Here is a 25,139-nt window from a genome sequence, read left to right as displayed (position 1 = left end):
ATCATTTCACCTTATCTGTTTTTTCGTCAAGTATGATGTAAATAAAGACGCAAATAACACCGATTGTCAAGGCGATATCAGCTACATTAAAAATTGGAAAATTAAAGAATTCCACCTGAAACATGTCAACCACAAATCCTAACCGCAATCGGTCAACAAAATTTCCAATGGCACCTCCTAAAATTAATGCCAAACCTACAAGTAACCACTTACTCTCTCCTTGATTTTTATAGAGAAAATATAAAACAACGACTGACGTAACCGCTGTAACAATATAAAAGAACCACATTTTACCTTCTAAAATACTCCAAGCAGCTCCTTCATTGCGAATATGCGTCAATGATAAGATAGGGTTATGAAAAACCGTCTCACCAAATGCAATATTTGACGCTACCCACCATTTTACAAGCTGATCGAACCCAACAATAATCGCGGCTATCACTAAATAAATAATCAATTTAAGTTCCCCCATTCTTCATAGTAATTTTGGAAAACTTCTTTCGGCCGCATAATACCTATTAACTTTCCATCTGGGTTGCCATCTTTTGTAATTAAGAGGGCCTCTATAGTCGGGTCCTTTAAAAAGTACGCCACCGCTTGAAAAATATACGTATTTTCATCAACAAAACGGTAGTTATTCCGTTTACGATCACTTTCCAAAACCACTTGAATAGTTTGTCCGTTAATCCGAATACTTGTTTCATGATCCTGCATAGCCATCCAGATACCCAAGCCATGTGCCGTTACCAAACCTAAAAACTTTCCGCTGTCATAAATCGGAAATTGAGAATAGCGTTTTTCAGCTATAATTGTTAATATAGCTGTCAGCTTGGTATGCTTATCAAATCCCGTTACATGTTTCTTAAAACGAGGAATGACCTTCTCTGGTTGAGTCAAATCCGCCTCGATCTTCCTCAACTTCTCAATAATCCATTCATTCGGTTCAGCAATCACAAAATCAGGGCTAATGCGATCATGTACAATCGCATTTCGCAACTGGGCTATTTCTATTAAATCATCCTGATAGCGGCGAACAAGTAAGTCTTTACGCTTGGATAAACGACGAACCAATTCACTAAATCCCATATTAGTTGGTGCATCACTCTGATCTCGCATCCACTTTTCAATTCGATTAAAGGCTGCTAAAAATCTATCAGCTTGTTCTCCCACCTATTCAAGCTCCTCAATTACATAAAATTTACGCGACATTATTGCCACAAAAATAACATAGATAGCTAATATTCCTACACCTAATTCCCAAGATTTAAAGATAATAGGCAAAATAAAAATCAGAGTAAATAATGACATATATAGTTTTAAGATATTAGGATTAATGATAACCCGTAACTGCTTCTCATCAACGCTATTAGCGAGTTCAACCGTTTCACTTTTTAAAAATGAAAACTTTACATCTAAGTTGACCGATTCTTCAGCGATTTCAAATTCCTTAACCTCATCATTAGAGAGTAAAAATAGTTGTTGACCATCCTTAAAGACTTTCAGTGGGCTACCCATGCCAAAAAAGCCTGTTTTCCTTGTTAATGTTACTTTCATTGCGTATCTCCTCTTTCTATCCAGATCCGAGCTCCAAATCATCGCACCATGCAGCTGATGGGGTCAATTGATCATTTTTAATCATCAGTTTACTAGTTCATCCCTTCCTATAATAACAGTAAACATCAAAAAAAGCCAAATAGAATGAAGTGGATACACTCTATTTGACCAAAATAATTTAGACTTTTTTCTGATTCAAGCCTTTTTCACGTTGTAACCCATTTTTTAACGCCTTAGGGTAATAAATAAATAATCGACCAACAAGATAACCGCATTTGTACATGGCTGCCTCAACTTTTTTCATGTCTGTCACGTCCTCGTCCTTACTTACCAATAGTATAGCCCATAAGATGCAAGATTGTAACCGTGCACGACTTTTTTAACAATTACTTATTGTTTTTGTAATATTTTTAATATAACCAGGTCTTTCGAACGCACCAGTCATTTTTATAAACCTATTTTGGTGGCTGACCCCCACCACGGCCTCCACCGTGCCCCATCTGATTGCCAGACACAGCTTCTCCTGATTGTGAAACAGAGGTATTGATGCTATCAAGTGAAAGACTCAGTAAATTTTCACCTTGATAATTACTATTAGCAGCAAACCCAAATTGAGTATCAGTTGTAAGTTTTCCTCCAACAGAAATTGTATAATTACTGCCTTTTTTGATATCAGGCGAACTTATAGCCACATGTTGATACGTTTTAGTTGGCGCAAAGCTTACTAAATTATTCCCTTTTGCACCGGCAACATTTATCACTTGTCCCGCATTTTGACTATTGTCAAAGTATATCCCAATTGATGCTTGACTAGAATTATCACTTGGTAGCAGAGCCATGCCACTACTCCCAGCGGCCATCAGCACACCACCACTGAGAGTAAAGCTTCCTTCATAATCAAGTGCACCATTTCCACCATTAGTTGGTCCACTTACTAGAGCCGTACCGCCTGTCATAATCACATCTCCATTAGAATCAATACCATCTCCTTCTGCATCAATAAACATCATCCCACCATTTATAGTAATAGAATAATCACCGGCGCTCTCAAAAGAATCAGGCCCAAATCCGCCTTTTTCCTCCGTTCCATCACTGCCACCGCCTGCATTCAGACCATCATCACTACTCGTCACTGAAATAGTCCCATCTTCAATCACTATATCTGCAGCTTCTAGCCCCTCATATGATTCAGCAACAGTAATTGTCCCATTTTTTATGGTTAAGGTTTCATCAGCATGAATACCATCATCTCCAGACGTCAACATAAATTCACCATTCTCAATTACCGCAGAACCATTTGTATGAATCGCGTCATCTGCTGAATCTATCTCAAATTGTCCTGTATTAATTTGAAGCCCACCAGCCTTAATCCCTTTAAAACTCTCAGTCTCACTGCTACTTCCACTGGCTCCACCACCAGCCTCAATCTTGATAGTTCCGTCAGATATTTTTACACTAGTTTCCGCTTGAATGCCATCATGTCCTGTTTCCAAATTGAAATTCCCGCCATCAAGAGCTATCCAGCCTAGTGCTGTATCAGTCGTATTACTCACTTGTAACCCATCATTTTCAGCTTGAACGGTATAATTACCAGCCAATATTGACAAAGAATCAGTTGCCTTGATCCCATTATTGACAGCTGTCACCTGATACGTCCCACTAACCATAACTAAATCATCTTTACTTCTAATTCCGTCATAATAAGCACTCGTTACGGTTAGACTCCCCTGACCGTTAAACGTTAAATCTTCTTTACTAAATATAGTCGCATCTGGTTCTGTCTCGTCACTCTCAGCCTTAAGCTTGCGATTATCAGTCATGCTATTTTCAGATCCCTTGGCCAAGGTTATAATAACTTTATCAGCACTTTCAACGTAAACAGGTGAGGTTTGACTATTACTGAGAGTGACACCATTAAAAATCAAGCGAACATCAGCAGAGTCCTTATCAGCTGCAATTTTTAACTGACCTTCTTTTAATTCCCCACTAATTAAGTAAGTTCCTGCCTCAGTAATGGTTACCACTTTATCCTTCCACGTAGCCCCTTTGCCTTCAATTGAAGCGGATTCCTCTTCTAGGGTAATGGTCGTTGTCGCTTCATCATTTGTCGCTTCTTTTAAATCCTTATCACTGTAAACTCCATATTGTGACTCACTCGTTATGGCAAGGTCTGTTGTTTTGGCTGAATCCGTGGACTCAGCCACTTCGCTTGAACTAGATGCCTCATTACTTACTTTTTGGCACGCACTTAATATTAACACGGTCACTAATAGCAGAATTTTTTTTATTTGTCGATTTCTCATCATAAACACATCCTTTTTATAACTCTTCTCGATTCGTCGCCATCTTAGCAGATGTCACAGTTAAATTTCCATTTCTGACCCTAATTTTATCTAATAATTCCTTTTCTAATTGACTATCTTTCAGCATGACACTGTAACATAATTCATAAAGACTCCCCATATTGGTTGTCCTTACTCGATCCAGAATTGCTTCATGGGTGTATTCAACAAATAGATCATCAAATAAATTAGGATAGTCTAAATCTTCTGGTATCACAATTTTAATTAAACGGTTAGAAACTTTTGACTGCTTACCAAAATTGGTTTGTTGAAGAATAATTAAAGTCACACCTGTAATGACTGAAAAAACAGCGATATAAATGATATATCCCATACCAGTCGCCAGCCCTATACCCATCGACCAGAAAATACTTGTAATTTCACGTGAGCCTCCTGCCACTGAACGGAATCGAATTAGACTGAAAGCACCTAAAACGGCCATTCCAGTACCTAAATTTCCATTTACTAGCATAATCACTGACTGAACCAGAACAGGTAAAATTGCCAAAGTCACGATAAAATTCTTACTATAAACATTGCGATACATGTGAATACAGGCGACAAAAACGCCTAAAATAATTGAACTGAGTGTGCATAGTAATAATTGCACCATTGTAATATTTTCTGTATTATTGGCTAATAAACTAGATAACATGTTGAAACGTCTCCTTTTTGAATAAATATCGTTGATAAGTTTGACCGTATTTCGTAAACGACCCAGGGTAAATTGCTAACGTTGCTAAAGCATCTGCGAACCAAATAGGGTAAGCACCTAAAGCCTTGACTTCCATTAAAACATCAATTTCAGGTGCGACACGTTCTCCTTCAGTCCCAATAAGCAACTGTAGATCCTTTTGCCGATAACGAATGTTAAAATCAAATGTTACTCTAAATTCTGGATCGATTGGGGCATAAAAAGCGCGACGTTCATAAGCTATCAACACTTTAGGCTCCAATTTCTTGCGAGCTAAAAGCCAACTAATTTCCCGACTAACTTGTTGCTCAACACCACTAGAGAACTTCTGACTTGGCTCTTTGATATAATCCGCCACTTCAGCTAATGGCATTGCAACACGACGTTTATAAACAATTCCCGCATACTTCTTCTTAATTTCTAAAAAAACGGATGTCGAATTAGTTGGTTCACCATAGGCTCTTAACCGAAATTTTTCCCGATAATCTGGTTTTTCAAGTGAAGCACGGATCAGCCCATAATCAGCTGTATCAAAATACAGAGAAGAAATTGTATGTAACCCATACTCATCTTCAATTAAATTAGCGCTAACTTCTTTTTGCAATCGTTCAAACTCATCATAACTGAGAATGTATTTCTTTTCTTTTCGTTGGAACATATGTTTTAGTTTAGTCATATTGAGTCACTCTTTCGTTTTGTGATATCCTTAGACTAACTCCCTTACCATAAATGAACCTTAAAGCCTGGCTTAAGACTCATTTAAGTTTAATTTGTTATAGTTATTAAATAAGAAGTGTTTATGAATTAATAACAATAGACACACTCTTAAAAAAGAAATGAGGACCTACTATGAGTATGATGATCTCTATTTTACTAGTGGAAGATGATGAAATTTTGGCAGGCAGTATCGCTGAAATATTAGAAGAAATCGGAACTGTCACTCAAATTCACGATGGCGATGAAGGATTATACGAAGCAGAATCAAACCACTTTGATTTATTGGTTTTAGATATTATGCTACCTGGACTTGATGGCTACAGCATTTTAGAAAAATTACGCAGTCAGTCAAATGAAACCCCAGTTTTATTTTTAACCGCCAAGGATAGCTTAGAAGACAAGATAAAAGGCTTTCAACAAGGAGCAGATGATTACCTAACTAAGCCCTTCCACCGTGAAGAATTATTATTACGGGTACAAGCTATGCTCAAACGCAGTTTAGGGTTATCAGCTGAGCAAAAGTTAAGTTTTCACAACACAGACTGTCAATTAACAAGTCGAATTGTAACCGTTAATGATAGCCCACTAGAATTGCAAGGGAAAGAATTTGAATTATTGGTTTATTTAATTAAACAAAAAAAACAAATTGTAACAAAAGAACAAATCTTCGAACGCATCTGGGGCTTTGATTCTGAAACATCCTATACGGTCGTCGAAGTCTATATGAGCCATTTACGAAAAAAATTGAAACAAGCCAACTCCGATGTCTTGATTAAGACCATTCGCAATGTTGGCTATATCTTAGGAGATAACGCCTAATGAAAACTGAATTTAAACAACGCCGCTCTTTTTTTATGAGAAATGTTCTGGCTTTCGGAGTTATCTTCTTACTGTTAGGAATCATTGTAAACCGAGTATTATACCAGTCACTTTACAGCAACATCGACGAGGAATTACAAGCCATTTCGAGCAACACAGCTTTTATTCAACAAGAGTTAACCAAAGGAGACATGGGTGAATTAGGTACAGCACCTAAATTTTCTAATAACACAAAGCCTCACGATTTGAAACCACCCAATAGTTTTCAAGTCCAGGTCGTTTTATGGTCGAAAACAGGTAATATTTTAAATCAAGATGCTCTAGGTAATCGATACAGTGACATGGCTAATCTAACCTTTAATAAACAAAAATTAAATCAAATTGAAGCCGTTCATGTAGAAGATAGCTACAAACAAAAAATTAACTTTCGTTCTATTACAAAAAAAGTTGACAATAATGAGGTTGCCTACATCCAGTTTATTTCTAATACCAATCAACTTGAAGAGAGTATGAACTTTTTCCAGCAAGTGTTAATCGGCTGCATGATTATTTTTTGGCTACTTTCCATAGCAGTTAGCTATTACTTAGCGAAAGTTAATATGGCGCCTATTCTTGCCTCATGGAAACGTCAGCAAGAATTTGTTGAGAACTCCTCTCATGAGCTCAGAACCCCATTAACGATTATTCAAGCCAAATTGGAAAAACTTTTCACCAACCCAACTCATACTATTTTAGAAGAATCAGAAGATATTGCCCTAACTCTTAATGAAACTCGTCGCCTCAATCAATTAACAAATGACTTGTTACTTTTAGCTCGATCGGATAGTAACGAATTGATTATAGACCGTAAGCTGGCTGATGTTAAAAGCTTTCTCATTAAAACCTGCGAGCCCTATCAAGATATTGCTTTAAGTCAAAATAAAGTCATGTCACTTGAATTAGGCCATCTCCAAACTGTTTCATTTGATACAAAGTTAATGACCCAGCTTTTAATCATTTTGCTCGATAATGCCCTAAAATATACTCGCGCCGAAGATACCATTACAGTATATTCTGAAACCAACTCAAAGTACTGGCTCATAGAAGTTCGTGATACAGGTATCGGCCTTAAATCAGCTAACACGGAGCAGTTATTCACACGATTTTACCGTGAAGATGGCGCTCGGCAACGAAAAACAGGGGGGTATGGCTTAGGCTTATCCATAGCAAAATCAATTGTGGATATGCACCAAGGAAAAATTAGTGTCAAAACCAATCAACCAAAAGGCAGTATTTTCAGCATTATGTTGCCAATAGATTAAAAAAAGTGACTGGGAGTTAGTAATAATTGGCTCCCAGCCACTTTTTATATGAACTTATCTTTTTTCTAAGCCATTAGAATCAATCGATATTTTTAATGCTGCTGGCTCTTTTGGCAAACCAGGCATCGTCATGATGTCTCCTGCAAATGCAACGATAAATCCTGCGCCCATCTTAGGTACTAGCTCACGAATTACGACTGTAAAATCCGTTGGGCGTCCTAATTTTTTTGAATCATCAGACAAGGAAAACTGCGTTTTTGCCATACAAATCGGCAATCGATCCCATCCATACTTTTTAAAAATAGCAATTTGAGCAATTGCCTGATCTGTAAAAACGACTCCGGTTCCTCCGTACAATTCTTTCACAATTGTCTCAACCTTCTCTTCAATAGTCATCCCAAAAGAATAAGCCGCTTCAAAATCACTAGATTCTTCTTCAATCATCTCAACCACTCTCTCAGCTAAAGCAATGCTCCCCTTATAACCATCTGACCAACAAGAAGTGACTTCAACTAAAACACCCATTTCATCACATAGCCTCTTTAACAACGCAATTTCTTTATCTGTATCGCTTAAAAACTGATTAACTGCCACAATAACTGGTAAACCGTATTTTTTCATATTTTGAACATGTTTTTCTAAATTAGCACAGCCCATCTGAATAGCTTGCGGATTCTCAATCGTTAATTCATCATTTGCAATACCGCCATGTAGCTTCAACGCACGAATCGTAGCCACAATAACAATGGCATCTGGTGCTTTTTCTAAGATAGGTACCTTAATATCTAAAAATTTTTCAGCGCCTAAATCCGCTCCGAAACCAGCCTCTGTCACAACGTAATCTGCCAATTTAAGCCCTAGTTTCGTTGCAATCACACTATTACACCCATGAGCAATATTTCCAAAAGGTCCTCCGTGAATAAAAACTGGTGTATGGTAGTATGTTTGGACGAGATTTGGATTAATTGCCTCCTTCAATAATAGCGTGACAGCTCCTTCTGCTTTTAAATCACTGACTGTCACTGGCTCATTACTATATGTATAGCCAATAATAATATTACCGACACGATTTTTTAAATCGGTTATATTTTTCGCCAAGCAGATAACTGCCATTAATTCACTGGCTACCGTTATTTCAAATTGTTCCTCTCTTGGAACACCATGAACCACCCCACCTAAACCAATCATCATTTGCCTTAAGGCACGATCGTTTATATCTAAAACACGTTTCCAAATCACTCGTCTTGGATCAATTTCCAACTCATTTCCCTGATAAAGATGATTATCAATTAACGCCGACAACATATTGTTCGCAGCTGTCACTGCATGCATATCACCAGTAAAGTGAAGATGTATATCCGTAGTTGGCATCACCTGAGAATAGCCACCACCTGTCCCACTCCCCGTCGACATAATCGGACCAAGTGAAGGCTCACGCAAAGCAATCACCGTCTTCTTACCAATCGAATTAAGAGCATCTCCTAAACCAATCGTCACCGTTGATTTGCCTTCACCAGCACTCGTTGGCGTGATCGATGTCACAAGAATTAATTTACCATCCTCTTTTTTTTCAAGTCTCTCTAAAGCGCTAACATCCACTTTCGCCTTAAATTTTCCGTATTGCTCAACCTCATCCGTTAGTAAATTCAACTTTTGAGCAACCTCAATAATGGGACTCATTGACGCCAGTTGATCCAATTCATTCATTGTTTTCACATTAATCCCTCTCTCGAATACATGCGTTTATTAGCCAAATACACTATTTCTCTAACGCTTTTTTCTTTAGTTCAAGTAAAATAATCGTGATTCTTTCAAAAATAAACAATTAAGGGCTTTCACACCACGATCCTATTATAACCTTAAAAAAAGAAAATAGCATTATCTACTCATTAGTTTTCATAGATTGTTTGACCTTTGCTCTATTAATCTTTATAATGAGTTTAGCTTAAAATTTATGCGACGGGGGAATGTAAAATGACTGAAGGCGTTGTAAAGTGGTTTGATGCAAAAAAAGGCTACGGGTTTATTTCTTATAATGACACCGAGGAAATCTTTGTTCATTTTACCGGTATTGAAGGTGACGGCTTCAAGAGTTTAAAAGACAATCAACACGTTCAATTTGAAATTAAAGAAGGACATCGTGGGTTGCAAGCAACCAACGTATCTGCTATAGAAGAATAAAACTAAAAAAGTGTCGGCTCAAAATTAGCCAACACTTTTTTTAATACTTACAATATTTCCTTTAAAATTGTTTGATTGCTCTAACGCTGATATAAATGTCGCAGTCGTCTTTTTAGACATTAAAAAGGTTCGGTCCGTTTCACTTATCTCATCAAAATCATCAAGTACAAAAGTCATACCAAAAGCTCCTAGAGAGATTTTTTTTACCTTATTAAAGTCAAATTCATAGCGATTCTTTTTTAAAATAGTATAAACGATAACCTTATCATCTTTAATAATAAAATGCCGTAATTGGCCTAGATAGACAAGTAAACAAAAAAGCACAAAGAACAACACACTTAAAAAGCTTAAGCCTAAAGCCTCTAAAATGGCAATTAAACTAAGGAAAAAGGTACCAAAAGTCACGGACCAATAAATAATGCTGGTTGCTAATTCAGGTTGCCACCTAAATTTTTGATTCAATTCTTTTTTAGCCACATAAGTACCTCACAAACTATCAACTAATAGTATTATACTACCATATTCTTTAGGAAATAAAAAATATTAACGTAAAAGGACGGGTCTTAATATGTTAAAAATTTATGTCGACGCCGCTACAAAAGGAAATCCCGGCATAAGCGGCGCAGGATTTCAACTAATTGCCACTAATCTTTATCAGCAATTGAGCGCCCCACTCCCCACTCTTACTAACCATGAAGCAGAATTTGCTGCTTTAGAATTAGCTCTTCTGGACGTCATTTCTAAGGGCCTGAATGAACAAACGACATTTGTCTATACTGACAGCAAAGTTGTCGCTCAAACAATTGAAAAAGATTACACAGGAAATCCGCTATTTTTACCTTACTTAGAGCGAATCAGAACACTTTATTCAGAGTTTCCCCTTTTAATTGTTCAGTGGGTACCAGAAAAAGACAATAAAGGAGCTGATAATTTAGCTCGTCAAGGGTTGCAAAAAGCGTTAAAAATAGCCAAAAAGACTCACAACCAGCCATAATGCTGACAAGCGTTATAAATACCATCCTGAACGTTCGTCTCTGTCACATAATCAGCTTTTTGTTTTAATTCCTGACAAGCATTTCCCATAGCAATGCTTAGCCACTGTGAATCGAACATAACCAAATCATTTGTATCATCACCGAAAACAACGACATCCTCTAATGATCCACCGATTTTTTTCATTATATCGAGGATTCCCTGATGTTTTTCATCGTATTGAAACATTAGATATTCTGGGACAAATCGCAAGTGCCCAAGCTGATCCTTTTTAGTCAGACGAGCTTCTTCCTTCTTAGGAATAGAAAAATACATTTTATATACACTCGATAACTCATCGTAATCCAAAGTTGGATCAATCACATAATCCGTTTTTTCTTGACGCCCCCCTACTTGCTGCCGAAAAAGATCATTTTTAGCATAAACAACATGGGAATCATCTAAACTCAATAAGACGCCATATCCTAACTCATCAGCTTCTTTAATTATGGCTTGTGCTTTCAGCAAATCCATTGGCCGATTTTGTTTTAGCTGCCCCTCAATCACTAAAGCTGCCCCACCTGCACATACCATATTTTGTAAACCGACTTCTTCCATAAAAGGACGTGCTTTATAATGAGCGCGACCAGTAGCTATTGCTACAAAATGACCTGCTTCTTGCAACTCAACAAGAGAGCGTTGAGCTGAAGGCACAATCTGATTTGTATCACGATCAGTTAACGTACCATCAATATCAAAGAAAAAATACTTTTTAGCCATCGTAATCAACTCCTTTTTTTATTAGCGCTCTTCTACTAACGCTTTAAGCAACTGGACGAATCGCGGATCATCATTAAAAGGATGAATATAATTAAAGATTTTTCCACCATTTTCCATAAAGTATCCTCTATTTTCACTCTCGATTTCTTCAATTGTTTCGATGCAATCTGATACAAATCCAGGTGTAATAATCAACACATTTTCAGTCCCTTTGTCTGGTAGTCCCATCAGGGTTTGATCCAGTGCTGGTTTGATCCATTCCGCTTTACCAAAGGTTGACTGAAAGGCAACTAACCACGGAATTTCTAAGTCTAATTTTGCGAATATCGCGTCAGTAGTCGCCTGACATTGTTCCTTGTACGGGTCCCCCTTTTCCACATAACTGATTGGAATCCCATGATAAGATATAACCAATAAATCAGGTTGGTGCGCGATTATTCCTTCTTTTATCTGGTTGACTAATAACTCAATATACAGCGGGTGAGTCGCGAAATCACGGACTAAATGTAACGTCGGCATATTTTCTTCTTTTAAATAATGACGAAACACAGCATCATTAACTGATGCTGTCGTTGTCGTAGAATACTGAGGAAACAAAGGAATAACAGTAATATCCTCTACGCCAGCTCGAGCCATTTCTGCTAAGGCTTCTGAAATTGTTGGCGAACTGTAGCCCATACCATATGCTACTAAATAGTCAGGTAACCGTTCTTGAAGCAAGTCAGTCTGAGCTTTAGTGTAAACCAACAACGGTGACCCCTCTTCGGTCCAAATTTCTTTATATAAAGCGGCCGATTTTTTAGGCCGTGTATTTAAAATAATCCCATGTAAAATAGGGAGCCATTTCCAGCGAGGCGTGTCAATAACACGACGATCTCCTAAAAATTTCTTCAAGTACGCCTTGACCTCTTGTGGCTCTGGCTTATCTGGTGTTCCAATATTAGCAAGTAAAATTCCCTTTTTCTTTTTCACTGTCTTCCTCCTCTTAATCGCCTTAATTTAATCACTACTAAGCCTGACTGACAAAAAAATAGAGCCATACTCACCACCAACTCTTTCTAACGCTGCAATTCACTGTGACGCCCCTACCACTAATTATCATCTAAGTGATACCGTCATCTAGTATAGCAAAAATTCCATTATCTTCCCACTGTTTTTAGTCTCTTTTATTAACGGTTCTTAATATACAAATCTCATAGGGAACGGTATACTGAAGATAAGATGTGCCGTAAGAACACCCCGTTTCAATACAATGAAGGAGGTTTTTTGAATGAGTTTTTCATGGAAAGATCGACGAGAGCACCTAAAAAAAATGTCCGCCTTGCCTCTTGATATATTAATCATTGGTGGTGGCATCACTGGTGCAGGGATTTCACTTGACGCAATTAGTCGTGGGCTGGGAGTTGGCTTAGTAGAAATGAACGATTTCGCCTCTGGCACCTCAAGTCGCTCAACTAAATTAGTTCATGGTGGACTGCGTTATCTCAAACAATTTGAAGTCAAGACAGTTGCTGAAGTCGGTCGTGAGCGCGCCATTGTTTATGAAAATGCCCCCCACATAACTACTCCCATAAAAATGGTTCTACCTTTCTATCAAGACGGGTCCTTTGGTCCTTTTACCACAGCTATCGGCTTAGATGTCTACGATAGACTCGCTCAGGTAGAAAAGCATGAACGGAAATTTATGTTACGCCCTCACGACACAATTAAAAGAGAACCCTATATTCGTGCTGAAGGTCTCAAAGGGAGTGGCGTTTATGTTGAATATCGAACGGATGATAGCCGTCTGACTTTAGAGGTTCTAAAAAAGGCCGAAGAATTTGGTGCCTATATCGCGAATTACACAAAAGTTGAAAAACTCCTTTATAGTAACTCAACTGGAAAAATTATTGGGGTTAGAGTTCGCGACTTAATTGACAACATTGAGTACCCAATTTATGCCAAACGAATCATCAATGCAGCAGGACCTTGGGTTGACCGCCTCCGAGAAATGGATCACTCAAAAGAAGATAGCTACCTCCATTTAACTAAAGGCGTTCATCTCGTTTTTGATAGTAGTCGTTTTCCGTTAACGAACGCCGTCTACTTTGATACACCATTCGACGATGGTCGCATGATGTTTGCCATCCCTCGAGACGGTAAAGTCTATGTTGGGACAACCGATACCGTTTATAATCAATCACCAACAGATGTGAACGTCAACTCAAGTGACGTCGATTACTTGCTAGCTGCAACAAACGAAATGTTTGAAATTACACCACTGACTTCAAAAGATATCGAATCTGCATGGGCTGGTGTCAGACCTCTGATCCATGAGGAAGGAAAATCCCCATCAGAAATTTCTCGAAAAGATGAAATATTCCACTCTGATAGTGGCCTATATTCCATCGCAGGAGGAAAATTAACTGGCTATCGACACATGTCAAAAGAAATTGTTGATACTGTTTTACGAGACATTTGCAAGGAGCATGGTCGTCTCTTTATAAAATGTCGAACAAAGACTCTACGATTATCTGGCGGAGATGTTGGTGGTAGCGACGGCTATCAACGCTATGTCAAAGAATTTGTTAAAATTGGAATTGAAAAATTTCATTTAACACATCGTGATGCCAGCACACTCGTCAAACGTTATGGTTCAAATGTGATTGACTTGTTCGCCTACTTATTAGATGTCCCTGAAAGCAGTCAACTAGCTGATTCTGATTATGTCCGATTGCGCTACGCTTTAGAACATGAAATGTGTCTCCATCCAATTGATTTTTTACTGCGAAGAACGAGTTACATGCTCTTCGATATGCCGCGTTGCCAAGCTATCAAAGAACAGGTCGTTATCGAGATGGGGAAATTTTACCAATGGACAGGCAGCTATCAAGAACAAATGCTAGCTGAGACAACTAAAGAAATTGAGAAACATCTAACCTTTAATAACTAAATTAAAAGCGATCACGAAAAATATCGTGATCGCTTTTAACTTACTCGCTGATACCATAAACATCAAAATATAAATGACGCATGTAATCAAGTAAATACTGAGGATTCAGTTCCTCACCTGTCGCATCCTTAATCAATCGATTAGGTTTGCGAGATGAACCATATTGGTGAATGTGCTTAGTTAACCATTTTCGAATGTCTGAATAATCATCAGAGCCCAAAATAGCCTCCACATCCAGTTCTTTCCCCATAGCATGATGAAGCTGAGCCGCATACATATAGCCTAACGCATACGAAGGGAAGTACCCAAAACTCGCTCCCGCCCAATGAACATCTTGTAAAATGCCTTCTAAATCATTTGAAGGACGAATTCCTAAATATTCTTCATATTTATCATTCCAAATTTGTGGAAGATCCTCAATGTCGGCTCCTTCATTAAAAATCATTTTTTCAATTTCGTACCTGATAATTATGTGTAGAGGGTATGTAAGAGAATCAGACTCAATTCTCACGAGGCTGGCTTTAGTTTCTTTCAATCCTTTATAAAACGTCTCAAAATCAATATCAGCGAATGTGTCACCAGTAATAACTTTCAGTGCTGGGAACTGACGTTGCCAAAAAGCCTTACTTCCACCAACAATAATTTCATTAAATAGAGACTGCGACTCATGAATCCCCATTGATACGCCACCAGCTAAAGGTGTGTAATCAAATTTTTCATCAATATTCTGCTCATACATCCCGTGACCAGCTTCATGAATGACACCTAAAGTTGCCATTCCAAAGTCATTTTCATCCCATCGAGTGGTAATTCGTGCATCATTTCGGTTTAAATTTAACATAAAAGGATGCACCGTATCATCTAATCGGCCACGACTAAAATCATACCCCAATTCAGTCACAACTTGTGTCACAAATTGACGTTGCTGTTCTTTCGTTACATGACGATGTAAGAATGATGTATCTGGTGGTGTTCCCTTTTCAGCAATTACTTGACAAAGAGCCATAATCCCTTCACGAACCTGCGCAAAAACAGCATCCAAAATTTCAACAGTCATACCGGGTTCGTATTGTGTCAACAATACATCATAAGGCGTTTTTTCGTCCTTTTGCCATAAAGGGATAAATTCTTTTGTATAGTTAATCAATTGGCTTAATGTTTCTTTAAACACCTTAAAATCATTAGCTTGACGCGCTTTAACCCATTCACTATGAGCCAACGATTGAACTTTACTAAAGGCCTGATAACGATCAGAAGGAATGTTTTTATTTAAATCATACTCTTCTCTCACTTTGTCATAGACGGCTTGACCAAAGTCCGATAATTCTTCTGGATGAGCGGCAAAAAATTTCATGTATTCTGTCATTTTAGCGCCTGTTGCCATCTCAAAAGCCTGACCACTTAAATAACTTGACACCTCCGCTCGATGAGCAGCCCCCTTTTCAGGCATTCCTGTTTGGCTATCCCACTCAAGCAAACCGATTGATTCACTAATCAAAGCAATCTCTTTTAAATAAGCTAAAAAGTCTTTTTCATTCATTGATGATCCCTGCCTTTTCTCTTAAATTATTGATTATTCGTTTCATTTTCTCGCACTTGACGAGGCGGACGCGTGCCCCAGTATTGAAATAAATCAGTCCGCAATGACCCGTTATAAAGCTTACGTTTTTTTGTTGCCTTGGCTTTATAAAATTTTTCAAACTCTAAATCACTCGTTAAGATATACTTACTCCAAGTTTTAAGCGGACGATAGGTTTCACCCATTTCTCGATAGAGCTTATGAACACTCTCTTCTTCCCCTAAACGCTCCCCATAAGGCGGATTTGCGACAATAACCCCATATTCTTTTTCAGTCGTAAAGTAGCTTAATTGCAGTTGTTTAAAGACAATCGAATCAGCCAAACCAGCTTCTTCAGCATTAGCTTGAGCAATTTTAATCATTCGTGGATCATAGTCCGTACCGTATATATCAAGTTCGACATCATAGTCAGCTTTTTCTTCTGCTTCTAACCGAACCTTATCAAGAACATCTTTATCAAACCATTCCCACGATTCAAAGGCAAAATCTCGATTGAATCCTGGCGCTATATTATGGCCAATCAAGGCGGCTTCTATACAAATAGTTCCCGATCCACAAACAGGGTCATAAAAGGGACGATCTTTCCGCCAATTAGTTAGTAGGACAAGAGCTGCTGCCATGTTTTCTTTTAACGGTGCTCCTCCCTTATCAATACGATAACCGCGTTTAAATAAACTCGGTCCAGTCGTATCCAAAGTAATCGTCACCTGATCCTTCAGTAAAGCAACCTCTAAGGCAAAGAGAGCACCCGTTTCAGGTAAACGTCCGTAACGATGATACACATCGCTTAAACGGCTAACAATTGCCTTTTTAGTAATAGCCTGACAATCTGAGACACTAAACAAGGTTGACTTAATCGACTTACCCGCCACAGGAAATTCTGCATCCATTGGCAAGATATCCTCCCAAGGTAGAGCCTTAGTCTGTTCGAATAATTCTTCAAACGTTACCGCTTTAAATTCGCCCACCACAATCTTAACGCGATCAGCCGTTCTCAACCAAAGATTTGCCGTTGCAATAGTTTCCATGTCTCCATGAAAAATGGCTTTGCCGTTCTCTACCTGGCACTCAATTCCTAAATCTCGCAATTCCTTCCCAACCAGAGCCTCCATGCCACTGGCCACCGTTGCAATTAACTTAAATTGTTTCATATATGTTGCCCCTTTCTAGGGTTATTGATAATGTTTTAACTATTTATTCACGGTCATCAAGACCATAAACAAAAAAATCCTTCCATTTTAACGGAAGGAATGCCCCTGATAAATTGTAGTTTTCTATAAGCCATGTTCTGTATTGCTAGTTCTCAGGTAAAAACTAGCAACGATAATCATCTGTCTACAGATTACTCTGTCTCTTTTCTTCGTTCATTTCCTTGAAAAAAGTGCCCCGACCGTAGTTTGGGTTGCTCGCTCGAGGGGTTTACCGCGTTCCACCAACTTCATTTCTAAAATTGCTTCGTCACTGTGGCACTTTCAAGCTTACTCCAGCATAGTCCATGGACCTTAGCTGTTTTGGCTGCCGTTATTCTTACGAATACCTTAGCTTATGGTTTCACTAAGCACGAACACTACAAGCATCTCAGCTTGTGCGAGCATGGACTTTCCTCAACCTAGTTACCTAAGCTGCAATTATCCGAAAACTACAAGAAATCTCACTAATGGTTAAAATTGTTTCGTTTGATCTAAATCATCTTCATCTTCATCTAAATCCAATTTACTGCCAAAAACAGTTTTTTCAAGATTAGATAGACGTTTCAAGATATCAAAATTAGTAACTGCTGCCGCTTTTGGTGGATCTTGCTTAATCCGTGATAAAGTAGCTTGACTCTTAGTCAATTGATCAACCTTCGCAATTAGACGTTGATTTTCTTCTCTTAGAGCTAGGATTTCACGATTATAAGTTTCATAATCCTTGATCACACCATCTAAAAATTCATCGACCTCAACTGGATCATACCCACGCATTTTTGTTTTAAATTCTTTTTGTAATATTTCTTTTGCCTCATAATTAAACTTTGCCATTTTTAAGCACCTCATCTATTTCAGTTCATAAATTTCAATTTTACTCTTTATCATTCCTATTGTAACTAAAAAAAACGGGAAAATCAAACGCTAATGTTAATAAATTTCATAATTTTGTAAATCATCCATAGTAATGAAATCGATCATGTAGTCATTTGTTTCTTGAAATCTCTCTACATCTCGTAAAAAGAACACCGTTTTTCCTTCATACTCTCGGTCGTATAACAATAAACAGCCATCAGAATGACTCAACATAAACTGAGTATGATTTTTTAATTGACTAGGATTATCATAGGGTTTATGTGATGTAGCATTAACATAATCAGCCTGCCCCTTCATTTCAGATAACGCCTGTTGATTTGTTTCATTCCAATTAGCTCCATATTCTTCAAACGGAAAAATAACAGAATACTTAATTTCAGGATACTCTATACGAAGTTCTTGAATCACTTGACTTGTCCAAAATTCCGTCCCTAAATTTCCGCCAATTAAAAACCACTCAACACCGCTCTCAATATAGGCTATAATACGGTTTTTTAAGACATTCTTAATTATTTTAACCTTTGGGTCTGTCTCTTGAAAAACCCCAAGTTCAAAGCTTCGATAGCCTGTAACATATAAACGTTTCATGGTTTTAAACATCTTACCTTTCCATTCTAATTTGTTTTTTGCTATAATGTTGACTAGGAGTGTGAATTATTGTGACAATCAATTATCCAAATGGGATGTCTCTTTCTAATAATGGCGCCAAAAAGCAAAAAAAGCAAGGGCAACCTCTTACCCCAAAACCATCTTTTGCAAATCGTGGCATGAATTTTGAAGATGATATCAACGCAAGCAATGACTACTATCGTAATCGCAAGATTGCGATTATTCACAAAAAACCGACTCCTATTCAAATAGTTAAAGTCGACTATCCCCGTCGAAGCGCCGCAGTCATCAAAGAAGCTTATTTTTCTCAAGCATCGACGACAGATTACAACGGCGTGTACAATGGGTATTACCTCGATTTTGAAGCGAAAGAAACGAAAAATAAAACCTCGTTCCCTTTACGTAATTTCCATGAGCATCAAATAAACCATATGAGAGAATGCCGTGAACAAAAAGGAATTTCCTTTGTTCTCTTATGGTTTTCTAGTCTAAGTCGTTGTTTTTTTCTAGATTCAACTTCACTAGAATATTTCTGGAAAAATCAAAACACTGGTAAAAAATCAATTCCTTTAACGGAAATTGAACGTCTTGGTATAGAAATTCAACTAGGATTAGCGCCACGTGTCCCTTATATTAAAACCTTAGACGAGTACTTAAAAAAGGAGATTCAACATAATGGATGATCAAAATAACCCTACGCCCAACCCCACGGTTCCTGGGCCACCGCCTCTAGGACCAACAAGGGCACAGAAGCCAAAAAAGAAAAAACGTCGAATTTTCTTGAAAATTTTCTTAGGATTACTCTTTTTAGCTTGTGTTGCCTTTTTAGCAGTAGCAGCAGTCACTTACAGCTACATTAAAGAGGCCCCTAAATTAGAAACAAGTAAGCTTGAAGATACACTTTCTTCACGGATTTTAGATTCCAAAGGAAACTTAATCTATGAGCTTTACACTAAAAAACGAGAAACCGTTCCTATTAGTGAAGTTCCTCCCCTCTTGAAACAAGCGATTATCTCTATCGAAGACAAACGCTTTGAAGAGCATATTGGGGTTGATCCTATTCGGATTGCCGGAGCGGCAGTCGCTAATATGACTGGAAGTGGCGGTCTCCAAGGAGGCAGTACGTTAACTCAGCAATTAATTAAGCTATCTTTTTTCTCGACAGATACTAAAGATCAAAACTTAAAACGGAAAATTCAAGAAGCTTGGCTGTCTATTCAATTAGAACGCCAAAAGTCAAAAGATGAAATACTAAACTATTACATCAATAAAGTTTATATGTCATCTGGTTATTACGGTATGGAAACAGCGGCAAATGGCTATTACAACAAAAAGCTTAGTGAATTAACACTTGCTCAAACGGCCCTAATGGCTGGGATTCCTCAAGCACCAGCTGACTATGATCCTATCCTAAACCCAGAGGCCGCTAAAAAAAGACGAGATACTGTTCTAAGCGAAATGCGTAAAGACGAGGTTATCACACAAGCCGAGTATGATGCTGCTGTCAACGAACCAATTAATGAAGGCATTGCAGATCAACAGCCTTTGTATGGCGATAGCAAGATAATTGATAACTACATTAAAGAAGTCATTGCAGAAGCCCAAACTAAAACCACACGAGATATTTATTCGGATGGTTTGGACATTTACACTAATATTGATATGGATTTACAACGCTATATCTATCACATGGTTAATACTGACGATTATATTACTTTTAGAGATTACTCAAAAGATGAATTACTGTGGGAGGAAGGCGAAACACCAACAGATGTTAACTTCCAAACAGCTATTACGATTGTCAATCCAAAAAATGGGCAAGTTTTAGCCCAATTAGGTGGTCGAAAGGTTCCTGATGGTGTTCAATTGGGGAATAATATGGCCGTTTCTGCTTCTCGAGATTTTGGGTCAACAGTTAAGCCAATTACTGACTATGCTCCTGCAATTGAGTATCTAAATTATGGAACAGGTAGAACCGTTCTCGACGGACCTTACAAGTACCCAGGAACTGATATAGACGTCAACAACTATGACCGAGCATACAAAGGAACTATGACCATTCGTGAAGCGTTAGTTGACTCACGGAATGTTCCCGCTGTTAAAACTCTTGATGAAGTCGGCTTAGACAAGACCGCTGAATTCTTAAAGGGTCTTGGGATTGTCTATCCTGAAGGTACTTTCCTAGCCAATGCAATCAGTGGAAACCTGTCTTCTCATCAAATGGCCGGCGCCTATGCGCCACTGGCAAACGGCGGTATTTACTACAAGCCTTATTATGTCAATAAAATCGTAATGCCTGATGGTCAAGAAGAAACGTTCAAACCTGAAGGTACACGAGCAATGCAAGAATCAACAGCCTACATGGTCACAGATATGCTTAAAGATGTCTTGCTTCGTGGGACTGGTACAACAGCAGTTATCCCAGATTTATATCAAGCCGGGAAAACAGGCACATCCAATTACGATGATAAATCATTAGCTAAATTGAAACTAAATGTCTATGGCGGCGTTCCAGATATTGCCTTTGTAGGCTACACACAAAATTTTGTCGTTTCTATCTGGACAGGCTATGAGAATTACTTCGTACCAATTTCTGGTGAAGATCAGCAAGACGCTATGTTGCTTTACAAATATATTATGGGCTATCTTTCTCAAGACATAGAGACTCCTGATTGGGAAATGCCAGAAAATGTGGTCAAAATCGGCAATGAGCTTTACGTGAAGGACCATGTTAACGATCAAAGCACGTGGACGACTCCTTCTAGCTCTTGGCAAGAATCAGAATCCTATGATTATGTGGCACCTGTCCCAAGTAGCACTCCGTCGACAATGCCACCAGTTAAGGATTCAACACCACCATCTGGTGAACCACCTGTGAAACCAGATCCGGAACCTGAGCCAACAGAAACAATTGAACCACCAGAATCATCATCTTCAACGCCTCCGGTAACACCGCCCCCATCTTCTTCTGAAGGTGGCGGTTCAACACCGCCAGCAGGCTAACTAAAAAAAGAAACGTCCCTGAAATAAATGTTTCAGGGATGTTTCTTTTTTAGTTGGCTTTAACATTCAGTCGACTCTTACCTTCTTGACAAAGCATTAATAACGGACAACTTTCACACTTAGGACTGCGAGCTAAACAATGATAGCGACCGAAAAAAATCATTCGATGATGAGTTGGCGTCCAAAGTTCTTTAGGAATTTTACGCATTAATGTCTGCTCAACTTCTAAAACACTCGCACTTTGTTTAACAATTCTTAGCCGTTTCGACACACGTTCGACATGTGTATCTACAGCAATTGACGGAACTCCAAATGCCTCACCAAGCACTACATTAGCTGTTTTACGACCAACTCCTGGCAGCTGAATCAGCTCTTCCATCGTTCTAGGAACCTCTCCATTAAATCGTTCAATCAACATTTGAGAACAGGCTTTGATATTTTTAGCTTTATTCCGGTACAGCCCAATCGTTCTGATGGCATCCATGACATCCTCTAAAGGCGCTTGTACAAAATCCTCTGGTGTAGGATATTTTTCAAAAAGACTTGGCGTCACTTTATTAACTGAGACATCTGTTGCTTGCGCACTTAAAGAAACCGCAATAACTAATTCAAAAGGATTGCGATACGTTAATTCACAATGGGCATTTGGAAACATTTCTGCCATAATAGTAATTACTTCTAATGTTTTTTCTTTTGATAACATCACTTACTCCTACCTTTAACTTATGATAATCCCTTATCCTGATCAACCCAATTATACAGAGGAACTTGTGGTAACTCTTCCTCTGAAAGCTCTTGCTGTGGACTAACTTTATCAGAAATAGATTTTTTCCGACGCCGTTGCTCGGAAATCACTTGCTCTTTTGTTCGTAAATTTTTACGCTCCCAGCCCAGTAAAATACGATCAATATATTTTAAGCTATAAGCTTGATTTAAGACCGCTTCTCGCAAGCCTAGACGAATAATTTCTAGGTCATACTTATCCTCTTGTATCCACATGCTAATCGTTTCCATCTCAATTGGCGACAAGGGGCGGCCAAATTCCTTCTCAAATAATTCAAACAACTCTTGAATCCCTGTCTCTCGATTTTCTTGTTCCGTCTGTTTATGCTGACGTTTCAAATAGAGGTTTATCCGTTCAAAAATTGGTGACAAATCATAAGCATCTACAGTCTTTCCCTGATGATTTTGCGTTGTAACTAAACAAATCATTTGCTTCCCCAGTAACCCTTCCAAAATTGAATAAATCGCCTCATTTGGCACCCCAATCCGTTGACTTATCTCAAATAAATCAGGAAAGTCACTGCCTGCTTGTTGATGTTGTAACAATTGCAAATACAATAAAAATTCTTGATTAGTTAAACCAAGTTGATGATAGTGAGTTAACAACAGATTAGAAATAGTTGTTTCACCTGCATCCAGATAATCTTTTAATTCTAGCATGATACGTCACTCTTTCTTTACTACTTTTACTCTTTATCTAGTATAGCAATTTTTAACAGAAAATGTTATCTTTTCAGCACGAAATAAAAAAACCTCTTAAATTTTTTCTCACTAAGAAGCCAGCTAAATCAAAGGCGTTTCTCGAAAACTACTCTAACATAAAAAAAGAAGTTAACCTTTTCAGACTAACTTCAAAAAAAGCTGTTAATTTTTATACCAAACATGCTCTAATCCCTGCTGATCCCTTTTTCTCAATCCCGATACATACGGATGCCCCGTAACAAAGAAACGCAAGGGTTCAGTGGTCCAACTTCCCTTATTAGGAATTCCAATTCTAGCAGATTGACTAATTCCTAGAGGTCTGCGATTAGCCTCTGTCTCCAGACGAAGCTTTCCACCAAGTAACTGACTATCTAATTCTCTTGAAATCCCCAATGCTTTTGTCAATTTACCGGGACCATTGGATAACTCTATACCAATCCTACCACGATTAATTTCCATCAATTGCTCGTTTTCTAGCGGCTCTAGACCTCTAATCAAAACAGCTTGAGGTTCGTCCACTTCTTTGGTTACAATATTTAACATTAAATGTGTGTGCATCGAGTAAATATAAACCGTGCCCCCAGTCTTGTACATTGATTCAAGCTTAGGTGTTCTCTTTCTTAAATAACTATGGCAAGCAGCATCCTCTTCTCCCAAATAGGCCTCTGTTTCAACAATATAACCTGATATCCGACCTACTGGAGAGTCATAGACTAATAGCTGACCAAGTAATTCCTTCGCTGTAGCGATCGTACTTGGCTGAATAAAATCAAGCATCGTCAACACTCAGCTCTTCATTAACATAAATTCTCGGCACTCGTTCAGATAACAGACAAGGTAGCTCATAATTAATTGTATCAACGTACTCTGCGCCGTCTTGAAAACTATTAACCAGTCCACCATCCTCGCCAAAAATGGTCACCTTAGTCCCCACAGGCAAACAATAAGGTAAACGTATCATGCATTGATCCATACAAACACGCCCCACTATTTCTGCCTTTTGTCCATCAACTAAGACTTGAAACCCTTTAAAATGTCGAACAAATCCATCTGCGTATCCAATTGGCAACGTGCCAATCCATTCATCTTGCTGAGCTTGATACTCAGCGCCATAACTAACACGCTCTCCTTTTTTAAGGCGTTTAACATGAACCAGCGAAGAAATCAAAGACATAGCTTGCTCTAATTCAAAAGGAGGATCTAATTCGGCACCAGAAGGGTTTAAGCCATACATTTCAGCTCCCAAACGAATCATATTTGAGCCCCAATGGTCATGCCAAAGAGCTGTCGCAGAATTAGAGGTATGGATGTAACGAATATTAGTTGGAAAGACTGCTAGAGCTTTCTTAAACCGTTCCTGTTGCATTTCAAAATAACGAATATCCTTAGAATCCGCCTTAGCAAAATGGGTGAAAAGCCCCTCAAGAATAAATTCTGGGTGAGCGTTAATTAATTCGATAGCCGCTCGCATATCTACTTCTTCCACAAAGCCTAAGCGTCCCATCCCCGTATCTATTTTTACGTGAAGCAAAAGCGGAGAAGTACACTCAAACTGTTGCCAATACACTGCCGCCTGTTCCAACCATTCAAGACTGCCAACTGTTGTTGATACTTGTTCCTGTGCCAAAATTGCAACATGCTTCGGGTCAACTATCCCTAAAACCAGAATAGGCTCCTTAAATCCGGCTTGACGCAATTCTAAGGCTTCATCAAGTAACGAAACACAAAAACCAGATGCTCCAGCTTTTTTAGCGATTTCTGCCACCTTCAGCGCTCCATGTCCATAACCATTCGCTTTTACGACAGCGAATACTTCAGCGCCATCTTTGATTGTGGCAATTTCATTTTTGATATTATGATAAAGAGCCTGACAGTTGACAACTGCCTTTGTAGGTCTCAAAAATCCGATTGTCATAAATCCAGCTCCCTTTTGTGCTTAATAAACTACCCAACTTTCATACTACTCTTTCCACTTCGTTATTTCTAGTCTTTGATTGGTCTTTAATGAATAATTAAAAAAGGGGATGTGACATAAGTCACATCCCAATTTTGTTTCACGTATATTGTGCGATAAACACGTTCCAAAACTCTACTCACTACGTTTCGCT

The 25,139-nt window shown here is 38.4% G+C and carries 26 protein-coding genes and 1 other RNA gene; 7 read left to right on the top strand and 20 right to left on the bottom strand.

Going from position 1 to position 25,139, the window contains the following annotated elements; translation table 11 throughout:
• Position 1: 1 nt before the first annotated feature.
• The 7 genes from lspA to AC5KOD_RS20480 all read right to left on the bottom strand — a co-directional run bounded on the left by lspA (position 2) and on the right by AC5KOD_RS20480 (position 5,266).
• A complete protein-coding gene (gene lspA, locus AC5KOD_RS20510; protein ID WP_496916451.1) occupies positions 2-472 on the bottom strand; it encodes a signal peptidase II in 471 nt (156 codons plus the stop codon).
• Positions 454-1,116, bottom strand: a complete 663-nt coding sequence (locus AC5KOD_RS20505; RefSeq protein ID WP_496916581.1) for a CBS domain-containing protein — start codon at positions 1,114-1,116, stop codon at positions 454-456. The genes lspA and AC5KOD_RS20505 overlap by 19 nt, the downstream gene beginning before the upstream one ends.
• A 54-nt stretch (positions 1,117-1,170) precedes the next feature.
• On the bottom strand, positions 1,171-1,554 hold the full coding sequence (locus AC5KOD_RS20500) for a hypothetical protein (protein WP_496916450.1): 384 nt from the start codon (positions 1,552-1,554) through the stop codon (positions 1,171-1,173).
• Positions 1,555-1,732: 178 nt separating this feature from the next.
• Positions 1,733-1,858 carry a hypothetical protein gene (locus AC5KOD_RS20495; protein WP_496916449.1) on the bottom strand — a complete coding sequence of 42 codons (126 nt, stop codon included), beginning with the start codon at positions 1,856-1,858 and terminating at the stop codon, positions 1,733-1,735.
• A 151-nt stretch (positions 1,859-2,009) separates the two neighbouring features.
• On the bottom strand, positions 2,010-3,860 hold the full coding sequence (locus tag AC5KOD_RS20490) for a carbohydrate-binding domain-containing protein (protein ID WP_496916448.1): 1,851 nt from the start codon (positions 3,858-3,860) through the stop codon (positions 2,010-2,012).
• Between the two features lie 13 nt (positions 3,861-3,873).
• Positions 3,874-4,551 carry a DUF4956 domain-containing protein gene (locus tag AC5KOD_RS20485; RefSeq protein ID WP_496916447.1) on the bottom strand — a complete coding sequence of 226 codons (678 nt, stop codon included), beginning with the start codon at positions 4,549-4,551 and terminating at the stop codon, positions 3,874-3,876.
• Positions 4,541-5,266, bottom strand: coding sequence for a polyphosphate polymerase domain-containing protein (locus AC5KOD_RS20480; RefSeq protein ID WP_496916446.1), 726 nt, complete (start codon positions 5,264-5,266; stop codon positions 4,541-4,543). Before AC5KOD_RS20480 ends, AC5KOD_RS20485 begins: the two co-directional genes overlap by 11 nt.
• Before the next feature lie 182 nt (positions 5,267-5,448).
• Between AC5KOD_RS20480 and AC5KOD_RS20475 the strand changes: the two genes are divergently transcribed.
• Together AC5KOD_RS20475 and AC5KOD_RS20470 are read left to right on the top strand one after the other, a co-directional pair.
• Positions 5,449-6,126: a response regulator transcription factor gene (locus tag AC5KOD_RS20475; RefSeq protein ID WP_496916580.1), complete on the top strand. Its 678-nt coding sequence runs from the start codon at positions 5,449-5,451 to the stop codon at positions 6,124-6,126.
• Positions 6,126-7,427, top strand: coding sequence for a sensor histidine kinase (locus AC5KOD_RS20470; protein ID WP_496916445.1), 1,302 nt, complete (start codon positions 6,126-6,128; stop codon positions 7,425-7,427). Before AC5KOD_RS20475 ends, AC5KOD_RS20470 begins: the two co-directional genes overlap by 1 nt.
• 54 nt (positions 7,428-7,481) lie before the next feature.
• Here the strand turns inward: AC5KOD_RS20470 and AC5KOD_RS20465 are convergent, their stop codons facing one another.
• Positions 7,482-9,143, bottom strand: coding sequence for a formate--tetrahydrofolate ligase (locus AC5KOD_RS20465; protein WP_496916444.1), 1,662 nt, complete (start codon positions 9,141-9,143; stop codon positions 7,482-7,484).
• A 258-nt stretch (positions 9,144-9,401) separates the two neighbouring features.
• On the opposite strand from AC5KOD_RS20465, the gene AC5KOD_RS20460 reads away from it, so the two are divergent.
• A complete protein-coding gene (locus AC5KOD_RS20460) occupies positions 9,402-9,608 on the top strand; it encodes a cold-shock protein (protein WP_496916443.1) in 207 nt (68 codons plus the stop codon).
• A gap of 24 nt (positions 9,609-9,632) precedes the next feature.
• Here the strand turns inward: AC5KOD_RS20460 and AC5KOD_RS20455 are convergent, their stop codons facing one another.
• Positions 9,633-10,085, bottom strand: a complete 453-nt coding sequence (locus tag AC5KOD_RS20455; RefSeq protein WP_496916442.1) for an EbsA family protein — start codon at positions 10,083-10,085, stop codon at positions 9,633-9,635.
• Between the two features lie 91 nt (positions 10,086-10,176).
• Between AC5KOD_RS20455 and AC5KOD_RS20450 the strand changes: the two genes are divergently transcribed.
• Positions 10,177-10,602: a ribonuclease HI family protein gene (locus AC5KOD_RS20450; protein ID WP_496916441.1), complete on the top strand. Its 426-nt coding sequence runs from the start codon at positions 10,177-10,179 to the stop codon at positions 10,600-10,602.
• Here AC5KOD_RS20450 and AC5KOD_RS20445 read toward each other — a convergent pair.
• Positions 10,587-11,360, bottom strand: coding sequence for an HAD-IIB family hydrolase (locus tag AC5KOD_RS20445; RefSeq protein WP_496916440.1), 774 nt, complete (start codon positions 11,358-11,360; stop codon positions 10,587-10,589). The genes AC5KOD_RS20450 and AC5KOD_RS20445 overlap by 16 nt on opposite strands.
• A 21-nt stretch (positions 11,361-11,381) precedes the next feature.
• Positions 11,382-12,332, bottom strand: coding sequence for a ferrochelatase (gene hemH, locus AC5KOD_RS20440; RefSeq protein WP_496916439.1), 951 nt, complete (start codon positions 12,330-12,332; stop codon positions 11,382-11,384).
• Between the two features lie 298 nt (positions 12,333-12,630).
• On the opposite strand from hemH, the gene AC5KOD_RS20435 reads away from it, so the two are divergent.
• The gene (locus AC5KOD_RS20435) at positions 12,631-14,292 is read left to right on the top strand and encodes a glycerol-3-phosphate dehydrogenase/oxidase (protein ID WP_496916438.1); all 1,662 of its coding nucleotides are present in this window, start codon (positions 12,631-12,633) and stop codon (positions 14,290-14,292) included.
• Positions 14,293-14,332: 40 nt separating this feature from the next.
• On the opposite strand, the gene AC5KOD_RS20430 is transcribed toward AC5KOD_RS20435, so the two are convergent.
• The 5 genes from AC5KOD_RS20430 to AC5KOD_RS20410 all read right to left on the bottom strand — a co-directional run bounded on the left by AC5KOD_RS20430 (position 14,333) and on the right by AC5KOD_RS20410 (position 18,522).
• Positions 14,333-15,832: a carboxypeptidase M32 gene (locus tag AC5KOD_RS20430; protein WP_496916437.1), complete on the bottom strand. Its 1,500-nt coding sequence runs from the start codon at positions 15,830-15,832 to the stop codon at positions 14,333-14,335.
• A gap of 26 nt (positions 15,833-15,858) precedes the next feature.
• The gene (locus AC5KOD_RS20425) at positions 15,859-17,022 is read right to left on the bottom strand and encodes a THUMP domain-containing class I SAM-dependent RNA methyltransferase (protein WP_496916436.1); all 1,164 of its coding nucleotides are present in this window, start codon (positions 17,020-17,022) and stop codon (positions 15,859-15,861) included.
• A gap of 121 nt (positions 17,023-17,143) precedes the next feature.
• An RNA gene (rnpB, locus tag AC5KOD_RS20420) (RNase P RNA component class B) lies at positions 17,144-17,511 on the bottom strand.
• 21 nt (positions 17,512-17,532) lie between these two features.
• The gene (gene gpsB, locus AC5KOD_RS20415; RefSeq protein WP_496916435.1) at positions 17,533-17,892 is read right to left on the bottom strand and encodes a cell division regulator GpsB; all 360 of its coding nucleotides are present in this window, start codon (positions 17,890-17,892) and stop codon (positions 17,533-17,535) included.
• A 96-nt stretch (positions 17,893-17,988) separates the two neighbouring features.
• A complete protein-coding gene (locus AC5KOD_RS20410) occupies positions 17,989-18,522 on the bottom strand; it encodes an SLOG family protein (protein ID WP_496916434.1) in 534 nt (177 codons plus the stop codon).
• A gap of 71 nt (positions 18,523-18,593) precedes the next feature.
• Here AC5KOD_RS20410 and recU point away from each other — a divergent pair, with 71 nt between their 5' ends.
• Positions 18,594-19,226, top strand: coding sequence for a Holliday junction resolvase RecU (gene recU / locus AC5KOD_RS20405; protein WP_496916433.1), 633 nt, complete (start codon positions 18,594-18,596; stop codon positions 19,224-19,226).
• Entirely contained in the window at positions 19,219-21,546 is a 2,328-nt protein-coding gene (locus tag AC5KOD_RS20400) for a PBP1A family penicillin-binding protein (protein ID WP_496916432.1), read from the top strand. Before recU ends, AC5KOD_RS20400 begins: the two co-directional genes overlap by 8 nt.
• 49 nt (positions 21,547-21,595) lie before the next feature.
• Here the strand turns inward: AC5KOD_RS20400 and nth are convergent, their stop codons facing one another.
• The 4 genes from nth to alr form a co-directional block, all read right to left on the bottom strand.
• Entirely contained in the window at positions 21,596-22,249 is a 654-nt protein-coding gene (gene nth, locus AC5KOD_RS20395; RefSeq protein WP_496916431.1) for an endonuclease III, read from the bottom strand.
• 20 nt (positions 22,250-22,269) lie between these two features.
• Positions 22,270-22,989: a DnaD domain-containing protein gene (locus AC5KOD_RS20390; RefSeq protein WP_496916430.1), complete on the bottom strand. Its 720-nt coding sequence runs from the start codon at positions 22,987-22,989 to the stop codon at positions 22,270-22,272.
• A gap of 204 nt (positions 22,990-23,193) precedes the next feature.
• Complete coding sequence (locus tag AC5KOD_RS20385; protein ID WP_496916429.1) at positions 23,194-23,808, bottom strand: DNA-3-methyladenine glycosylase; 615 nt, start codon at positions 23,806-23,808, stop codon at positions 23,194-23,196.
• Positions 23,801-24,946: an alanine racemase gene (gene alr / locus AC5KOD_RS20380; RefSeq protein WP_496916428.1), complete on the bottom strand. Its 1,146-nt coding sequence runs from the start codon at positions 24,944-24,946 to the stop codon at positions 23,801-23,803. Before alr ends, AC5KOD_RS20385 begins: the two co-directional genes overlap by 8 nt.
• Positions 24,947-25,139 lie beyond the last annotated feature (193 nt).

The organism is Vagococcus sp. WN80Y, from assembly GCF_059621045.1.
The sequence above is the reverse complement of the archived record's forward strand: the minus strand, read 5'-3'. Positions and strand labels throughout refer to the sequence as shown.